The sequence below is a fragment of the Cribrihabitans pelagius genome (assembly GCF_048820915.1).
Taxonomy (GTDB): Bacteria; Pseudomonadota; Alphaproteobacteria; order Rhodobacterales; family Rhodobacteraceae; genus Cribrihabitans_A; species Cribrihabitans_A pelagius.
The window spans coordinates 100997-113571 of record NZ_JBMERR010000006.1 but is presented as its reverse complement, the minus strand read 5'-3'; the positions used below and the strand labels follow the sequence as shown (position 1 = coordinate 113571).

Sequence of the window (12575 nt, the reverse complement as noted above, 5' to 3'; positions counted from 1 at the left end):
TTTTGTTGGGGCTGGGGGCGGTGGACGGCGGGAAGCCAGCATGTTCCGGAAAGACCGCAGCCTTGGCAAATGACACGGGAGGGCAGCGCGCGGCCTTCTTCAGCAAGGGAGTTACAGACCCAACTAAAGGCCGTCTCCGGCTTTACTCGCAGATCTCCTGCATCACGCCCAGGAACTTCGCCACCTCGCCGACGCTGTTGTAATGGCACATCGAGACCCGCACGCAGGTGTCCAGCCCGAGCGGCGTCAGGATGTTGCCAGAGTAGTGATCCGCCTTGCGCAGGTGGGTTCGGATGCCTGCCGCGTTCAGCCGCTCCACCACATCGGCAGAGGCGGCGCCCTCCACTGTCATCGCCACCAGCCCCTCGCGGGCCGGGTTGTCTGCGCCGCCGATGATCGTCACGGCCTCCATGTCCGCGAGCCCCGGCAGGTTGCCAGTGCCAAAGATCATCGCGTCGGTCAGCGCCTTCTCCTGCGCATGGATCGCCGCGCCCGCAGCCTGAAACCGGGCGCGCCGGTCCGTGGCACCGCTCACCTCACCGCCCAGCCACTCCAGGTAGGCGGCCACATCCGACAGCGTCGCATAGCTGCCAGTATCCCGCGTGCCCATTTCCCAGTTCTCCGCCGGGCCGCCGTCCAGGCTGTTGTGCGCAACTTGGGCCAGCCGGTCCGAGATCCAGGCCAGCCCGTAGCCGTGGCGCGAGAACATCTTGTAAGGCGAGATCACATAGCCGTCGGCACCATAGGCGGCAAGGTCGATGCTGCCATGCGCGGCATGCTGGATGCCGTCGACGATGATGAAACACTCCGGCGCCACGGCGCGGATTGCGGCCGAACAGGCGGCGGCATCCACCGCCATGCCTGTCACCGGAGAGGTATGCACGATGGTGGCAACCACCGTGTCGGGCGTGACGGCGGCAGCATAGGCTTCGGCTGTGACTGTGCCGGTGGCATCGTCATGCGGCATCAGCACGTGTCGCTGCCCGGCAATGCCAGCCCAGCGGTTGCAGGCCGAGCGGCTCGCCGGATGCTCAAGCGTCGAGCCGAGCACCTGCCCGCCGCGGGCGCCGGCAAGACAGGCGTTCATGATCAACCGGAACAGCAGTTCGGTGCCGCTTTCGCCAACGAAGAATTGCCCGCCGGGCGCGTTCATCATCACCGCCATGTCGTCCTTCGCCTTGCGGATCACATCCTCCAGCGCGCGGCTGCCGGGGTTTGCGCGGCCTTGGTTGTCGGGGATGCCGGCGTAGCGGGCCGAGGTCTCCGCGACCGATTTCAGCGTCAGTGCACCGCCTGCGTTCTCAAAGAAAATGCGCGGCCCTTGCTCGGGGCAGTGGCTGACATGGGCGAACTTCTCCCGGATCGTGTCCAGTAGCGGGGCGTTGATCTTTGGCATGGCGGTCCCTTGCGTCGTCAGTTGGCATTTCAGGGCGCAGGTTAGGGCGGGCGGGGGCGGAACGCATGAGGAAAATGGACCAGTAGCGCGGCAATCCGCGCGTCATGCGCACGATGGCCGGAGAGGTAGTGCCAAAACGCAGCTTTCGCCCGCATGCAGGAGCGCCGGGAGAATTCCCTGCCGCCCGGGCATCTGCTATGGGCTTTGCACAAGTGGGATATTCAGAAGAGGCTCCGTCTCATGCAAGACAGTTCCAAGTACCGGCCCGGCGCCATGCTGCATCTGCGCGGCAATGCGCTTGCTAAGGGCGACCCGGTGGCGCTGCCGGTCACCCAAAGCAGCATGTACCATCTGCCCGGCGACCCTGACGGAGGCCCCGGCTACGGCCGCGTCAGCAATGCCACCTGGGAACATCTTGAGCATGTGCTGGGCAATCTGGAGCAGGCCCCGGCGCTGGCCTTTCCCTCCGGCATGGCGGCAATCTCGGCGTCGCTGTTTGCCACCGTCAAGGCCGGGTCGCGGGTGCTGATCCCCTCGGATGGCTATTACGTCACCCGGCGGCTGTGCGAGCGTTTCCTGCAAAACCTCGGCGTCGTAGTCGACCAGCGCCCGACGCTGGAATTTGCCGCGGGCGGGCTGGAGGAATACGACGTGGTCTTTGCCGAAACCCCTTCGAACCCCGGTCTGGATCTTTGCCCGCTGGCGGAGATCGCGGACGCGGTGCATGCGGGTGGCGGCTTGCTGATCGTCGACAACACAACGATGACGCCGCTGGGCCAGCGCCCGCTGGAACTGGGCGCCGATGTGGTGGTTGCGTCGGATACCAAGGCGCCGGGCGGGCATTCCGACGCGCTGATGGGCCATCTGGCAACGCGCAACGCCAAAGTGCTGGAGACCGCGCGCGAATGGCGGATCTTTGCAGGCGGCATCCCCGGCCCGCAGGAGGCCTGGCTGCTGCACCGCGGTCTGGAAACCCTGGAGGTGCGTTTCGACCGGATGTGCTCTTCCGCCGAAGTGCTGGCGGAGCGCCTCTCCGGCCACTCGGCGCTTACCGCGCTGCGCTATCCGGGGCTGCCGCAGGATCCCTCTCACGCGCTTGCCAAGGCGCAGATGGAGCGTTTCGGCTTCCTGATCGGCCTGACGCTCGACAGCAAGGAGCGGGCCGAGGCCTTCATCAACGGCTGCCCGCTGCTGCGCCCCGCGACCTCCTTTGGCGGCGTGCACAGCTCGGCCGAACGGCGGGCGCGCTGGGGCGACGGCGTGGTGCCGGGCTTCGTGCGCCTCTCGGTCGGGATCGAACCGGTGGAGGAACTCTGGGCGGCGCTTTCCGCCGCGCTGGACGCCGCGGCCGGATGAGCCGCATGCAGGCCCGCCGGTGACGGTCCGGGCTTGCCTCAGCTCTCTTCGACGCGGCTGGCGAAATCCAGGGCCGCCTGGTTGCGGCGTTCGTGCAGTACCGCGATCACCTCGATCCGGTCCGCCTCGGGGATGTAGAAAATCACGTAGCCGCGATATCGGATCGAGCGCAGCCCCGGAAAGAATGCAGGCCGCGCCCGGCCAAGGTGCGGGAATTCCAGCAACCGTTCGATGGCCTCGATCAGCCCTTCCAGGAACTCGCGGCTGCGCTGCGGGCCCCAGGTGTCCTCGCCCCAGGCCCGGATGGCCAGAAGATCGGCCCGGGCGCGGGGCTTCAGGTGGAGTTTCATGAAGCCGTCAGCGCTCCGGCCCCAGGAGCAACCCGCGCAGGTCGGTCTCCTCTCCCGGCTCTTCTGCCGCCTTGGCGAGATCGCGGCGCAAGAGGTAGAAGGCGGTGGCGCCTTCCTCCTCCATCAGCTTGCGCAACCCCGCGCGCACCACTTCCGAGAGGTTGGCATAGACACCCGCCTCGACCTGGCGTTCGGCAAAGTCCTGCATGGCGTCGGGAAGGGAGATATTGGGCATCGGGTGCCTCATCAGAAACATAAGATGGCGTGTCTGGACATTATATGGCCGGATCGGCTCCGAAAACAAGGTTTCCCGCTCAGGCGCGCACCTGTCCGGCAGTCATCCGCGTGAAGCTCATCGCGATGTGGGCCTTCTGGATCGCCGCGGCGGCGGCCATGTCGCCGATCTCCAGCGCGGCGAGGACGTCTTCGGTTTCGCGGTGGAAGATTCGGGTCTCTTCCGCCAGGTCGATGACCGAGGAGAACACCGATTGCAGGCAGATGCGGGCGGTCTGGAAGTAAAGCCGCTCGCAGGTCTCGCGCAGGGGCACGTTGGCTGTCAGCTGCAGGAGCGCGAGGAAGAACTCCATGTTGAGCCGGGCATAACCGCGCGGGTCGGGATCAACAGCCAGCGCGGCGGCGGCATCGGTGAAGGCGCGGAATTCCTCCAGCAGCACGGCATCCGGCGGGGCAGGGGAGAGGCGCCCGGTCAGTTCCGCCAGTTCCAGCCGCAGGCTGTAGGTCTGGGCAAGGGCGGCCACGTCCACGTCTGTGACAAAAGTGCCGACGCCCTGCACGGAGCGCAATAGCCCCTCGCACTCCAGCCGCACCAGCACCCGGCGCAGGGGCGTGCGCGAGATGCCGAATTCCGCCGCCAGTTCACTTTCCGACAGCCGCGCGCCGGGGGCGTAGTCCAGCAGGCAGATGCGGCTGCGGATCTCGTCATGCATCCGCTCGAAACGGTCGCGGGCGGTAAGGTCGGCGGTATCCGGAGCGGTGTGGGTCGCAGTCTCCTGGGCAGATCGGCTCATGCAGTGTTCCTGTGGCGGGTAGTGCGGGTATATCGCATCACGCCAGCTTGGGCACCAGCCGTTCCAGCATGGCCAAACACTGCTCGAGCTGGCTGATGCTGATGTATTCGTCGGGTTTATGCGCCTGCGCGATGGAGCCCGGCCCGCAGACAACGGTGCTGATGCCCAGTTCCTGGAAGATTCCCGCCTCGGTGCCGAAGGGCACGACATCTGCCGCATTGGCGCCGGTGAGCTCCATCACCAGGCTGCGGGCGGCGTTGCCGGCCATCGGCTCCAGCCCTGCGACCTCTCCGATCACTTCGGTTTCGATACTGGCGCCGGGGTGGACGGCTTGCATGGCAGGCAGCAGTTCGGCGGCGCAGAAGCTCTCCAGGCGGTCCTTCACGTAGCCCGCGTCCGAGGGCTGAACCGGGCGCATCTCCCATTCCACCCGTGCCTTGCCGGGGATCACGTTGTGGACGGTGCCGCCATTGAGGGATCCGGTGTTGATCGTGGTCCAGGGCGGATCAAAGCGGCTGCCCTCGGGCGCCCGGGGTTTCAGCGCCTCTTTCAGCTCCAGCAGTTTCACAACATAGCGCGCGGCATATTCCACCGCGTTCACGCCGCGGTGGGGCGCGCTGCCGTGGCCCTCCAGCCCGGTGAAGCGGGTGGTGTATTCGCAGCAGCCCTTGTGGCCCTCGATGATCTGCATCGAGGTTGGCTCCCCGATAATAGCCACCGCGGGCTTCAGACCTTTGCGCTTCAGCGCCCCTGCCAATGCCAGCGCGCCGAGGCAGCCGGTTTCCTCGTCGTAGGTGAAGGCATAATGCAAGGGCCGCTGCGGGTTCGCGGCGGCAAAGCGCGGCGCCATTGCCACCGCAGCGGCAATGAAGCCTTTCATGTCGCAGGCGCCGCGGCCGTAGAGCCGGCCGTCGCGTTCTGCCATCGCGAAGGGATCGGTGGCCCAGTCCTGATCCGCAACCGGCACCACGTCGGTATGGCCCGACAGCACGATGCCGCCGTCCCGCATCGGGCCGATGGTGGCAAAGAGATTGGCCTTGGCGCCGGTTGCATCCTGCCAGATCTCCACCTCCGCGCCCGCCGCGGCGAGCTTATCGGCCAGATGCCGGATCAGGTCCAGGTTGCCGTCCGCGGAGACAGTCGGGAAGGCGATCAGTTCGCCCAGTAGGGTCTTGGTCTCTGTCAGCAAGGTCATCGCCTACCTCTTCACCAAGAGGCCGCGGTCCACATCGCAAAGCGCCTCGGCCGGGCCGGTTTCGGTGATCAGGATGGTTTCCGTCGTCTCCAGCCCCCAGTTGTCGCGCCACAGGCCGGGCATGAAGTGGAAAGTCATGCCGGGCTGCAGCACGGTTTCGTCGGTGGAGCGCAGCGAGATCGTCCGCTCGCCCCAGTCCGGCGGGTAGCTGAGGCCGACGGGGTAGCCGCAGCGGCCCTTGCGCTCGATCCCGGCCTTCTCCAGCTCGGCGTTGAGCGCATTGGCGATGTCGCAGGCGCGGTTGCCTGCGCGGGCGGCCTCCAGACCGGCCGCGAGCCCTGCGTTCAGCGCCGCACTGGCGTCCAGCATGGATTGCGGCGGCTGACCGAGGAAGACCGAGCGGCAGAGCGGCGCATGGTAGCGGCGGTAGCAGCCCGAGAGCTCGAAACAGGTGACCTCGCCCGCCTTCATCCGATCGCCGTTCCAGGTCAGATGCGGCGCGGAGGCATCCAGCCCCGAAGGCGTGAGCGGCACGATCGCCGGATAATCGCCCCAGTCGTCATCAATGCCTGTCACGCCCGCATGGCTGATGTCGGCCACCAGCTCGTTCTTGCGCACACCCGGCTCCGCCTTGTCCAGCGCAAGCTGCACGATCTTTTCCGAGATCCGCGCCGCCTTGCGGATGAAACAGAGCTCCTCGGGCGATTTCACCGCGCGCTGCCAGTTCACCAGGGCGGTGGCGTCGGCCATAACCGCGTTCGGCAGATGTGCGCAAAGCACCGCATGGGCCTTGGCCGAATAATAGTAATTGTCCAGTTCGACGCCAATGCGGGCGCTGCCATGGCCCATCTCCTCGAGCCTGCGCGCCAGATCCTGCATCGGGTGGCGGCTGGTCGACTGCACAAAGTGATCGGCATAGGCGAGCACCTGGTCATCGTCCATCCAGACCGTGCGCAGTGCGCCATTGGCGTCCATTTGGCGGCCCCACCACATCGGTGCGCCCTCCATTCCCAGGATCACGCCCTGGTGCACATAGAAGGACCAGCCGTCATAGCCAGTCAGCCAGGCCTGGTTCGACGGGTCGGTGACAAACAGGATCTCGATCCCGGCGGCCTGCATGGCTTGGCGGGTCCTGGCGATGCGGCGGTCGTATTCCGCCTGGCTGAAGGGCGCGTGTTCGATGGGCATGGGAACCTCAAGGGGCCGGCAAATGGCCCGGAATTGTATACAAGCGGCCCGATGCGGGGCCTGATTCTATCATGCCGCGGAATGGACACGCCTGTATTGTGCAATTCCGACCCCGGAATGCCGGTTTTTGGCCGGAACTGGCTGCGTCGGCTTTTTCCTTGTGCACAAGTGGCCTGATCGCGCGGTTGCGCGGGTGGTTGACGCCGCCCTGGATAGCGCCGACTGTGCGCCCATGCGGCTGGACGACCGGGATATCGAGATACTGCGGGTGCTGTCCCGCGAAGGGCGGATCACCAAATCCGCCCTGGCCGAGCGCATCGGCCTGTCGCCGACGCCCTGCTGGGACCGGCTGAAGAAGCTGGAGCAGGCCGGGCTGATCGAGGGCTACGGTGCGCGTATCAACCTGCGCAAGCTGGCGCCGCATGTCACCGTCTTTGTCGCCGCCGAGCTGGCCGATCACACCGCCGCCAGCTTCCGCGCCTTCGAGGCCGCGATGCAGCGCTACGACGAGGTAGTGGCCTGCTGGGCGCTTGGCGGCGGCTTTGACTACCTGCTGCAGATCGTCACCCGCGACATCGACGCCTACCAGCGGCTGATCGACGAGATGCTGGACGCCCGCATCGGCCTGTCGCGCTACTTCACTTACGTGGTGACGAAGCCCGTGAAGGGCCAGGCGCCGCCGCCCTTGGACCTCTTGCTGCAAGGGTAGCGCAGGCCGTTCCTGCTGCCGCCGCCGCGGCTGGCAGAGGATTCCTCTGCCGCGGGCGGGTCACTTCAGTCACACCCTCTGGCCCGGGGCTGCCACACTCGAAGGGACAAGCTGGAGGAGGCGGCACATGCTGGACACTGCGATACTTTCAAGCACGGAAATCCGCGACAAGGCGCTGTTGCGCAGCTTTTCCTACATCAACGGCAAATGGTGCGGCGCGCCGGGCGGCGAGAGCTTTGCGGTCACCAACCCCGCAAGCGGCGCCGAGCTGGGCCATGTCGCGAGCCTGCCAGCCGAAGCCGCCGGTGCGGCAGTGGACGCTGCAGAGGCCGCCTTTGCCAGCTGGTCCGCGCTGCTGCCGCAGGAGCGCGCCGCGCGCCTCTCGCGCTGGTATGAACTGCAGATGCAGCATCAGGAGGACCTTGCCCGGATCATGGTGCTGGAGCAAGGCAAGCCCCTGTCCGAAGCGCGCGGCGAAATCGCCTATGGCGCCAGCTTTGCCGAGTTCTACGCCGAAGAAGCCAAGCGCCCCAACATTGAGGGCATCACCAGCCATCTGCCCGGCGCCGAGGTCGAGCTGTGGCGCGAACCGGCCGGGGTGGCGGCGCTGATCACGCCCTGGAACTTCCCCAGCGCCATGCTCACCCGCAAGGCCGCGGCAGCGCTGGCGGCGGGCTGCACCGTGGTGGCGCATCCTTCGGCGCACACGCCTTACAGCGCGCTTGCCCTGGCCGAACTGGCCGAGCGTGCGGGCATTCCCGCAGGCGTATTCAACGTGGTGACCGGCGCGGCCGAGACGGTGGTGGAGCCCTGGACACGCGATCCCCGGGTGCGGGTCCTGTCCTTCACCGGCTCGACCGAGGTGGGCCGACTGCTCTACCGGCAATGCGCCGCCACGGTGAAGACGCTGGTGCTGGAGCTGGGCGGCCACGCGCCCGTCCTGGTCTTCGCTGACGCTGACTTGCCGGCCGCGGTGGAAGAAGCGCTGAAGGCGAAATTTGCAACCTCCGGCCAGGATTGCCTGGCGGCGAACCGGATCTTTGTCGAGCGCTCCATTTACGAGGAGTTCTGCGCCCGCTTCACCCGCGCGGTGGAGGCACTGACCGTGGGCGACGGCATGCAGGATCCGGACATCGGCCCGCTGATGCATGAGGGCGTGGTGCAGAAGCAGGAAGGCCATGTCGCCGATGCGCTCTCGCGCGGTGCGCGGCTGGCCTGCGGCGGGGCGCGCCATGCCTGCGGGCCGCTGTTCTACCAGCCGACGGTGCTGGTGGATGTGACCGAAGATGCCCGCATCCTGCGCGAGGAGAGCTTCGGGCCGGTTGCCGCCATTGCGCCGTTCGACAGCGAGGCAGAGGTGCTCTCGCGTGCAAACGACAGCGAATACGGGCTGATCGCCTATGTGCACAGCCGCGACCCCAAGCGCCTCTACCGGCTGAGCCGGGGCTTGCAATACGGCATGGTTGCGGTGAACCGCACCAAGGTGACCGGCGCGCCGGTGCCCTTTGGCGGCATCAAACAGTCGGGGCTTGGCCGCGAGGGCGCCCGGCTCGGCATGGAGGCCTTCACCGAAGTGAAATACGTCTGCCGCGACTGGGCTTGAGCCAGACGAAATCCGGCGCGGATTTCGTCCCGGATTTGGGCGCCAAATCCAGGACGCCCCGGGACAGCGGGAGACGCCTCAGGAGAGCGGGCGAATTCCGCGCCGGAATTCGCTCCGGAATTCTCGCAGAATTCCGCCCCCCAACAGATGACGAAAGGACAACCGATGCTGAAAAACGACCAGCTTGACCAATGGGACCGGGAGAACTTCTTTCACCCGTCCACCCACCTCGCCCAGCACGCCCGCGGCGAGAGCGCAAACCGCATCATCAGGACCGCCAGCGGCGTCCATATCGAAGACCGTGACGGCACCCGGCTGCTCGATGCCTTTGCCGGGCTCTACTGCGTGAACGTGGGCTACGGCCGGCCGGAGATCGCCGAGGCCATTGCCGACCAGGCGCGGGAGCTGGCTTATTACCATTCCTACGTCGGCCACGGCACCGAGGCCTCGATCACGCTGGCGAAAATGATCCTGGACCGCGCGCCCGCCAATATGTCCAAGGTCTATTTCGGCCTCGGCGGCTCGGACGCCAATGAAACCAACGTGAAGCTGATCTGGTACTACAACAATATCCTGGGCCGGCCTGAGAAGAAGAAAATCATCTCGCGCTGGCGCGGCTATCACGGCTCGGGGCTGGTCACCGGCTCGCTTACCGGGCTGGAGATCTTTCACAAGAAGTTCGACCTGCCGCTCACCCAGGTGCTGCACACCGACGCGCCCTATTACTACCGCCGCCGGGATGCGGAGCAGAGCGAAGCGGAGTTCTCGGCCCACTGCGCGGCCGAGCTGGAGGCGCTGATCGAGCGGGAGGGCGCGGACACCATCGCCGCCTTCATCGGCGAGCCGGTGCTGGGCACCGGCGGCATCGTGCCGCCGCCGGAGGGCTATTGGGACGCCATCCAGGCGGTGCTGAAGAAGCATGACATCCTGCTGGTGGCGGATGAGGTCGTGACCGGTTTCGGCCGTCTCGGCTCCATGTTCGGCTCCGATCACTACGGGATCGAGGCCGATATCATCACCATCGCCAAGGGGCTGACCTCGGCCTACGCACCGCTGTCGGGGTCCATCGTGTCGGACAAGGTGTGGAAGGTCCTGGAGCGGGGCACGGATGAGAACGGTCCGATTGGCCACGGCTGGACCTATTCTGCGCATCCGATCGGCGCGGCAGCGGGGGTTGCCAACCTCAAGTTGATCGACTCGCTTGGGCTGGTGGAGAATGCCCGTGATACCGGCGCCTTCCTCAATCAGGCGATGGCGGAGGCCTTCGCCGGCCATCCCAATCTGGGCGAGGTGCGGGGCGAGGGGATGCTCTGCGCGGTGGAGTTTGCCGAGGATCCGGGCCGCCGGAAGCTCTTCGATCCCAGCGCCAAGGCCGGCCCGCAGATTGCCGCGAAGCTCTTGGAGCAGGAGAAGGTGATTGCCCGCGCCATGCCGCAGGGGGATATCCTGGGTTTTGCGCCGCCCCTGAGCCTGACCCGCGAGCAGGCGGGCGAGATTGCCGCCGCGGCCCGACGTGCGGCGGATGCGGTGCTGGGCTAGCATGCGGAGCGCCGCGCCGCCTGTCCCGACGGCGCCGCAGGCCTCCAAGATCGCGCGAAAGGCCATGAGCGGATGCCGGCCGATACGAGAGAATTCCGGGCCGGGGCCCGGAACATCCCCCTCCACCAGACGTTGAATACCTGCACGGCAAGCGCCGTGCCGCAGCAATGAAACCGGCAATACACAGAAGGAGGAAAACGTGATGGAACATGGCCAAACGCAAAGCGCAGCCAGTCTGGTGTCCTCGCGGGACGTGGACGGCACCAAGGTCTATGACAGGAACCGCGAACATATCGGCTCTATCGACCACCTGATGATCGACAAGAGCACCGGCAAGGTGACCTATGCGGTGATGAGCTTCGGCGGCTTTCTGGGGCTTGGCGAGGAAGAGCACACCATCCCATGGAATGCACTGAACTACGATGTGCAACTGGGTGGTTTCTTGACAGACATCACCCCCGAAACGCTGAAAGGCGCGCCGGAACGTCCGCGTAACTGGCATGAAGACCGCCAGTACGAGAAGCGCGCTCATGATCATTTCGGCGTGCCATACTACTGGCTTTAAGACCACGTCCGGGGCCTTTTGGGCCCCGGACTCTTCACCGTGGCTCTAGCCGGCCGCAGGCAATTCGTTGTGAGTTCCAGAGGTAGCAAGATGAAAACGCTGCAAGACGTCTTCCTGCACACGCTGCAGGACATTTACTACGCCGAACAGAAACTGGTGAAATCCCTGCCCGAAGTGCAGGAAGCGGCCAACGGAAGAAGCTGAAACAAGCGATCGGCGATCACTTGGAAGAGACCAAGGAGCAGGTGAGGACCCTGGAAAAAGTCTTCAGCTCGATTGGCGAAAAGGCGTCGGGCGAAAAATGCGAGGCCATAGAAGGCCTCATCAAGGAAGCGCAGGAAGTCATCGGGGAAGCCACCGGCGACGCCAAGAACGCCGCCCTGGTGGCGGCCTGCCAGGCGGTCGAGCATTGCGAGATCGCGCGCTACGGCACCCTGCGCGAATGGGCCAGGGTGCTGGGTCACTCCGAAGCGCATGACTTGCTGACCGATATTCTGGATCAGGAGAAGGCAGCCAACAGCAAACTGATAAATCTGGCAGTGTCGGAGATTAACTGAGCGGCGCCTGCCGGGGCCGCCTGCGGCACGCGGGCGGCCTTCCAATGCTGCCGTCCGCCGGGCGGTCAGGCTGGCGGCGGGCTGTCCCCGGTACCGCCCAGCACCTCGACTGTTCCTCCTTCGCTGATACCGCGCAGTTCGGCCAGGACCGAGTCTTGCTCGCTGCCGATCCGGTCTGTCACTGCCTGCAGCATGCCCTCAGCAGCGGCGCGCAGGGCGGGGTCGAGATCGTCGCGCCAGACGGCCCAGACCGGATAGGGGAAGCGCGGCGCGTCCGGGACCAGGTGCAGGCGGCCCTCGTCCAGATGCCGTTTGATGGAGCGTGCCGGCAGGTAGGCTGCCGCGGGCCGCCCGATCACGTATTCCGCCGCCATCGCCCCCAGCGACAAGGTCAGCCCCGTGCTGGCCAGTTCCGGCAGCTCAAGCGCGTGGGCATGGATGAATTCCGGCCCCCAGTCGACAAAGACATAGTGCTCCGCGGCCTCACGCAGCGTCGCGTCCCAGGAGGCGGCCAGCACCAGCTCCTCCTCGATCAGCTTCTGCGCGGTGAGCCCAGGCCGCAGCTGCGGCGTGTAGAGCAGCCCCACCTGCACCAGCCCTTCGACCAAAAAACGGGTGATGCGGTCCGCCATCCCCAGCTCGGCGCGCACGTTCAGATCCGGCATTGCCTCCCGCAGGCTGTCGATCCAGCGGAAGCCGAGCCGCGGCCAGAGCGAATACTGCGCTGCGATGGTGAGCGACTGCGTGTAGCCCTCGGGCAGGCCCACCTGCTGGCGCGCCTCCTCCCAGATCTTCAGGAGCGACAGCGCGTAACGCTCGAACTCGCGCCCGGCGGGCGTCGGCGCAGCGCCGGCTTTCGAGCGGGTGAACAGCTGCTTGCCAAGCGAGTCCTCCAGCCGCTGGATGCGCAGGCTGACCGCGGACTGGGTGACAAACAGCCGGTCGCTGGCGCTGACGAAGGAGCCGGTGGCGGCAACTTCCAGGAAGGTGCGGATGAGGGCGATGTCCATCGGGCTTTCCATGAGAAAACTTGGCTTCAACCATATTTCTTATTCGTTTTTCTGCGTTGAAGGAAGCCGGTATCCACAC

Annotated in this window: 12 protein-coding genes and 1 pseudogene; 6 read left to right on the top strand and 7 right to left on the bottom strand. The window is 66.1% G+C overall.

What is annotated here, in order from left to right:
• Positions 1 to 142 precede the first annotated feature (142 nt).
• Positions 143 to 1396, bottom strand: coding sequence for an aminotransferase class V-fold PLP-dependent enzyme (locus ACOHX0_RS07230; protein WP_420676010.1), 1254 nt, complete (start codon positions 1394 to 1396; stop codon positions 143 to 145).
• 240 nt (positions 1397 to 1636) lie between these two features.
• Here ACOHX0_RS07230 and ACOHX0_RS07225 point away from each other — a divergent pair, with 240 nt between their 5' ends.
• On the top strand, positions 1637 to 2752 hold the full coding sequence (locus ACOHX0_RS07225; RefSeq protein ID WP_420676009.1) for a cystathionine gamma-lyase: 1116 nt from the start codon (positions 1637 to 1639) through the stop codon (positions 2750 to 2752).
• 38 nt (positions 2753 to 2790) lie between these two features.
• Here ACOHX0_RS07225 and ACOHX0_RS07220 read toward each other — a convergent pair whose 3' ends face one another.
• The 5 genes from ACOHX0_RS07220 to ACOHX0_RS07200 form a co-directional block, all read right to left on the bottom strand.
• Positions 2791 to 3102 (bottom strand): type II toxin-antitoxin system RelE/ParE family toxin, encoded by a 312-nt coding sequence (locus tag ACOHX0_RS07220; RefSeq protein ID WP_420676008.1) that lies wholly within the window; start codon positions 3100 to 3102, stop codon positions 2791 to 2793.
• A gap of 7 nt (positions 3103 to 3109) precedes the next feature.
• The gene (locus ACOHX0_RS07215; RefSeq protein ID WP_420676007.1) at positions 3110 to 3337 is read right to left on the bottom strand and encodes a type II toxin-antitoxin system ParD family antitoxin; all 228 of its coding nucleotides are present in this window, start codon (positions 3335 to 3337) and stop codon (positions 3110 to 3112) included.
• A gap of 79 nt (positions 3338 to 3416) precedes the next feature.
• Positions 3417 to 4130 (bottom strand): GntR family transcriptional regulator, encoded by a 714-nt coding sequence (locus ACOHX0_RS07210; RefSeq protein ID WP_420676006.1) that lies wholly within the window; start codon positions 4128 to 4130, stop codon positions 3417 to 3419.
• 37 nt (positions 4131 to 4167) lie between these two features.
• Positions 4168 to 5325, bottom strand: coding sequence for an acetylornithine deacetylase (gene argE, locus ACOHX0_RS07205; protein ID WP_420676005.1), 1158 nt, complete (start codon positions 5323 to 5325; stop codon positions 4168 to 4170).
• A gap of 3 nt (positions 5326 to 5328) precedes the next feature.
• Positions 5329 to 6513, bottom strand: a complete 1185-nt coding sequence (locus ACOHX0_RS07200; RefSeq protein WP_420676004.1) for a M24 family metallopeptidase — start codon at positions 6511 to 6513, stop codon at positions 5329 to 5331.
• A gap of 232 nt (positions 6514 to 6745) precedes the next feature.
• Here ACOHX0_RS07200 and ACOHX0_RS07195 point away from each other — a divergent pair, with 232 nt between their 5' ends.
• The 5 genes and pseudogenes from ACOHX0_RS07195 to ACOHX0_RS07175 all read left to right on the top strand — a co-directional run bounded on the left by ACOHX0_RS07195 (position 6746) and on the right by ACOHX0_RS07175 (position 11486).
• Positions 6746 to 7222 (top strand): Lrp/AsnC family transcriptional regulator, encoded by a 477-nt coding sequence (locus ACOHX0_RS07195; RefSeq protein ID WP_420676098.1) that lies wholly within the window; start codon positions 6746 to 6748, stop codon positions 7220 to 7222.
• Positions 7223 to 7349: 127 nt separating this feature from the next.
• Positions 7350 to 8825 carry an NAD-dependent succinate-semialdehyde dehydrogenase gene (locus tag ACOHX0_RS07190; RefSeq protein ID WP_420676003.1) on the top strand — a complete coding sequence of 492 codons (1476 nt, stop codon included), beginning with the start codon at positions 7350 to 7352 and terminating at the stop codon, positions 8823 to 8825.
• Positions 8826 to 8990: 165 nt separating this feature from the next.
• Complete coding sequence (locus tag ACOHX0_RS07185) at positions 8991 to 10364, top strand: aspartate aminotransferase family protein (protein ID WP_420676002.1); 1374 nt, start codon at positions 8991 to 8993, stop codon at positions 10362 to 10364.
• Positions 10365 to 10566: 202 nt separating this feature from the next.
• The gene (locus ACOHX0_RS07180; RefSeq protein WP_420676001.1) at positions 10567 to 10929 is read left to right on the top strand and encodes a PRC-barrel domain-containing protein; all 363 of its coding nucleotides are present in this window, start codon (positions 10567 to 10569) and stop codon (positions 10927 to 10929) included.
• A gap of 90 nt (positions 10930 to 11019) precedes the next feature.
• Positions 11020 to 11486, top strand: a pseudogene (locus tag ACOHX0_RS07175) (YciE/YciF ferroxidase family protein).
• 65 nt (positions 11487 to 11551) lie between these two features.
• Here ACOHX0_RS07175 and ACOHX0_RS07170 read toward each other — a convergent pair.
• A complete protein-coding gene (locus tag ACOHX0_RS07170; RefSeq protein ID WP_420676000.1) occupies positions 11552 to 12496 on the bottom strand; it encodes a LysR family transcriptional regulator in 945 nt (314 codons plus the stop codon).
• Positions 12497 to 12575: the final 79 nt, after the last annotated feature.

Bases quoted from the DNA above. Each gene is read 5' to 3' on its own strand.
- ACOHX0_RS07230 (WP_420676010.1), bottom strand. From the start codon at position 1,396: ATGCCAAAGATCAACGCCCCGCTACTGGACACGATCCGGGAGAAGTTC.
- ACOHX0_RS07225 (WP_420676009.1), top strand. From the start codon at position 1,637: ATGCAAGACAGTTCCAAGTACCGGCCCGGCGCCATGCTGCATCTGCGC.
- ACOHX0_RS07220 (WP_420676008.1), bottom strand. From the start codon at position 3,102: ATGAAACTCCACCTGAAGCCCCGCGCCCGGGCCGATCTTCTGGCCATC.
- ACOHX0_RS07215 (WP_420676007.1), bottom strand. From the start codon at position 3,337: ATGCCCAATATCTCCCTTCCCGACGCCATGCAGGACTTTGCCGAACGC.
- ACOHX0_RS07210 (WP_420676006.1), bottom strand. From the start codon at position 4,130: ATGAGCCGATCTGCCCAGGAGACTGCGACCCACACCGCTCCGGATACC.
- argE (WP_420676005.1), bottom strand. From the start codon at position 5,325: ATGACCTTGCTGACAGAGACCAAGACCCTACTGGGCGAACTGATCGCC.
- ACOHX0_RS07200 (WP_420676004.1), bottom strand. From the start codon at position 6,513: ATGCCCATCGAACACGCGCCCTTCAGCCAGGCGGAATACGACCGCCGC.
- ACOHX0_RS07195 (WP_420676098.1), top strand. From the start codon at position 6,746: ATGCGGCTGGACGACCGGGATATCGAGATACTGCGGGTGCTGTCCCGC.
- ACOHX0_RS07190 (WP_420676003.1), top strand. From the start codon at position 7,350: ATGCTGGACACTGCGATACTTTCAAGCACGGAAATCCGCGACAAGGCG.
- ACOHX0_RS07185 (WP_420676002.1), top strand. From the start codon at position 8,991: ATGCTGAAAAACGACCAGCTTGACCAATGGGACCGGGAGAACTTCTTT.
- ACOHX0_RS07180 (WP_420676001.1), top strand. From the start codon at position 10,567: ATGGAACATGGCCAAACGCAAAGCGCAGCCAGTCTGGTGTCCTCGCGG.
- ACOHX0_RS07170 (WP_420676000.1), bottom strand. From the start codon at position 12,496: ATGGACATCGCCCTCATCCGCACCTTCCTGGAAGTTGCCGCCACCGGC.